This window comes from Legionella drozanskii LLAP-1 (assembly GCF_001467585.1).
GTDB classification, from domain to species: Bacteria; Pseudomonadota; Gammaproteobacteria; order Legionellales; family Legionellaceae; genus Tatlockia; species Tatlockia drozanskii.
In genome coordinates this window covers 1-3,013 of sequence record NZ_LNXY01000023.1, presented here as the reverse complement: position 1 = coordinate 3,013, position 3,013 = coordinate 1, and the positions used below count along the sequence as shown (strand labels likewise).

Sequence of the window (3,013 nt, the reverse complement as noted above, 5' to 3'; positions counted from 1 at the left end):
GATTTTCTCATTAGAATCTCCCGGTTTGATAGTACTAGAAAATTCTACTTTTGAGATCCGTTATTTTGCGGGGGGATTACCTTTTTATTCTCCTTCTCTTTTAAACTTACATGCTAAAATAAGAAAACGAGATTCTCTTGGTGTTAACTCACATAGATAGAGAATTCTAATGGAATAGGGAGAAAATTATGGTCAATCTAACGAACAATACAGAAACCCCCATTATAAAAAACAAACATGTACAATGGCTCGTGGTGTTCGATTCAACGATTTGCAGAATATATGAGTATGATAAAGATCAATTAATTTTAATCAAAGAATTACAACATCCTGACAACAAACTCAGAGATATTGATATAACTTCTGATAAACCAGGGCGTTATCAATCTAAAGGATATGCACATGGCGCCTATTCTCAAGAATCGGATCCAAAAGAAATAAAAATTGAAAACTTTTCTAGAGAGATTGCTCATATGCTAGATCATGGCAGAAATACTCAAGCTTATGAATCTATTGTTCTTGTGGGATCTCCCCATATGAATGGTTTATTACTCAAGCACATTAATAAACAAGTAAAAAATTTAATAACTCACAATATTGAAAAAGATTTTATACATCTAGGGGAAAGTGATTTATTAGTTCGTTTAAAGGAAATGATTAAAAATCCCTTATAATCATTGTTCTAAAAAGAAATTGGGGGTAAATAAAAGTATGATTTTCGTACCCCCCATTTCTTCACCCCTTATAAGACTGGAAAGGATCCTTTTTCAATTTGAATTTCTCTAGAATGATTTTTCTTCCCATCTTTTTTAGGTATATTTATCCATAACATACCTTTCTTAAAGGTAGCTTTAGCTTGGCTTGAATCTACAGATGATGAAAAAATTCTCATACCAAATCCCAACTGCATAAAAATTTATGGGTTGCAAAGGACATATGACTTGATCAACTATTTTTGCCATTTCTTCACATGCTTCTCGGGAAACAACAGGTACAGCAATAATATCGGTTCTAATCCAGAAGACGATAATGCCTGATTAATAACTTTTAAACGCTCCGGACACTCAGGGTGTTGGATTTCAGCATTATGTAGTAAGCACTCTGAATGAGAAATGATAATCGTCATATGTTTTCCTCAATTTGGAAAATATCGTGTCCTTCATTAAAAAAATCCAATGCATAATGGAGTTGTCCTTTAGTTTCTGCATGTATTTTAAAAAGAGCTTGAGATTTTTCTACATTCGAATTTACTCTCGCTAAAAGTTCAATTCCTGCTGATTTTGCATCAGGAGCTCCTGCTAATTTAGCAATGGTTGCAATATGTCGGTTATCTATATTTCGAATTAAACCAGAATACTTTGATTCCACTGTATAAGCGAATGGAGCAATTGGGATTTCTTTCATACCGCCTTGTGCTTTGCAAATTGCTTTAAATTTTTTAAGTGCTTCTCCACTCTCAAGAATGGTCTTAGCAATTGTTAATCCATTTGATGTGTTTACTTTAGGGCAAAAATCAATCAAATGTCCTGCCAAAATAAGAGCATGCTCGCGAAGATCCGCTGGCGCATGTTTTTCATTTTGAAGAACGGCTAATATGTCGCGTGCTTCAAGAGCTGGCCCAATGCCTCGCCCGACAGGTTGTGAGCCATCTGTAAATACGACTTTTATTTCTACACCAAATTGACCGGCTATAAAGTGTAATAATGTCTTAAGCTGTTCTCCTTGCTCTAAAGTTCTGATTTTGGCAGTGGTCCCAATAGGGACATCAATCACAATATGGGTTGAACCCGCAGCAATTTTTTTTGAGACAATAGATGCAACCATTTGACCCATGCTATCAAGGTTTATCGTGCGCGCAAGTCTAATAAGTAGATCATCTGCAGGACTAAGGCCTATAGCGCCACCCCAAGTAACGCAGCCCTGTTCTTTTTCAATGATTTTTTTTATGGCTGGAATATCATGGGTTACATTAGTAAACACTTCCATTGTGTCGGCAGTCCCTGCTGGAGAGGTAATTGCTCGAGAAGAGGTTTTAGGAATCAAAAGTCCATAGGCTGCGACTATGGCTACCACAATAGGTGTGGTTCTATTTCCTGGTAATCCACCAACACAATGTTTATCTACAATCAAAGGGGATGACCAATTGATTTTCTGACCGGTATCAACCATCGCATGGGTTAAATGAAGAATTTCTTGATTGGTTAGTCGGTTTCCACCGCTGGCAGCGATAAACATCGCGATGTGAATATCTGATAATTGTCCTGATACAACATCCTTGATAATCGATTCTGTTTCTGACTTGCTTAATTCGTTCCCATAAATTTTGGATCGGATATAATTGACGGATTCAAGTGTTTTAGGGTGGGTGATAGTAATTTCATCGTTTTCTTTAGCCGACAATAGCTTCCATGCATAATTAGATAAGCTTGCTTCATTGTGTTTTAAAAGATCGGTTTCAATGATATTGAGTGTGGCAATAATAGAGTGCTGATTAAGCGTAACCATCACTCTGGCTTGAGTATTAAATCCCTCTGATTTACAAATAAAGCAATCTGCACGCATATAAACAATCGGCTCCTTATAGGTGTTGATACCTAAGTATTTGAGTGAAAGCTTATTTTTTGTTGTCAATTTCATTCAAACCAAAATTATCTTTATGAATAAATCTTAGAGCAGTTTTTATTAAAAACCAAAAATCAAACCTATAATCAATATATTATCTTTTTACTAGAGCCTTTATGAGAATCCAATTTTTAGGCGCTGTACAAACAGTCACAGGATCGAAATACCTGATTCAAACCAATCAAATCAATATATTGATAGATTGTGGCCTTTTCCAAGGATACAAAGAGTTGAGATTACGAAATTGGGCCAATCTCCCTATTAACCCTCAAAAAATTGAGTATGTGTTATTGACCCATGCTCATATTGATCATAGTGTGATCCTCCCTCGATTAACCGTACACCTTGTTTAACAGATATAATCTGAATAACGAGGAGTTACAGATGTCAA

3 protein-coding genes and 1 pseudogene are annotated in these 3,013 nt (G+C 35.7%); 2 read left to right on the top strand and 2 right to left on the bottom strand.

Annotated features, from left to right (window positions below; all coding sequences use genetic code 11):
• Positions 1-188: 188 nt before the first annotated feature.
• Positions 189-674 carry a host attachment protein gene (locus Ldro_RS09260; RefSeq protein ID WP_058496148.1) on the top strand — a complete coding sequence of 162 codons (486 nt, stop codon included), beginning with the start codon at positions 189-191 and terminating at the stop codon, positions 672-674.
• Between the two features lie 68 nt (positions 675-742).
• On the opposite strand, the gene Ldro_RS16100 is transcribed toward Ldro_RS09260, so the two are convergent.
• Complete coding sequence (locus Ldro_RS16100; RefSeq protein ID WP_238584001.1) at positions 743-892, bottom strand: Hsp20 family protein; 150 nt, start codon at positions 890-892, stop codon at positions 743-745.
• Positions 893-1,122: 230 nt separating this feature from the next.
• Positions 1,123-2,637 carry a thymidine phosphorylase family protein gene (locus tag Ldro_RS09255; protein ID WP_058496147.1) on the bottom strand — a complete coding sequence of 505 codons (1,515 nt, stop codon included), beginning with the start codon at positions 2,635-2,637 and terminating at the stop codon, positions 1,123-1,125.
• 101 nt (positions 2,638-2,738) lie between these two features.
• Here Ldro_RS09255 and Ldro_RS09250 point away from each other — a divergent pair.
• Positions 2,739-2,957, top strand: a pseudogene (locus tag Ldro_RS09250) (MBL fold metallo-hydrolase); the annotation flags it as partial.
• Between the last annotated feature and the right edge of the window lie 56 nt (positions 2,958-3,013).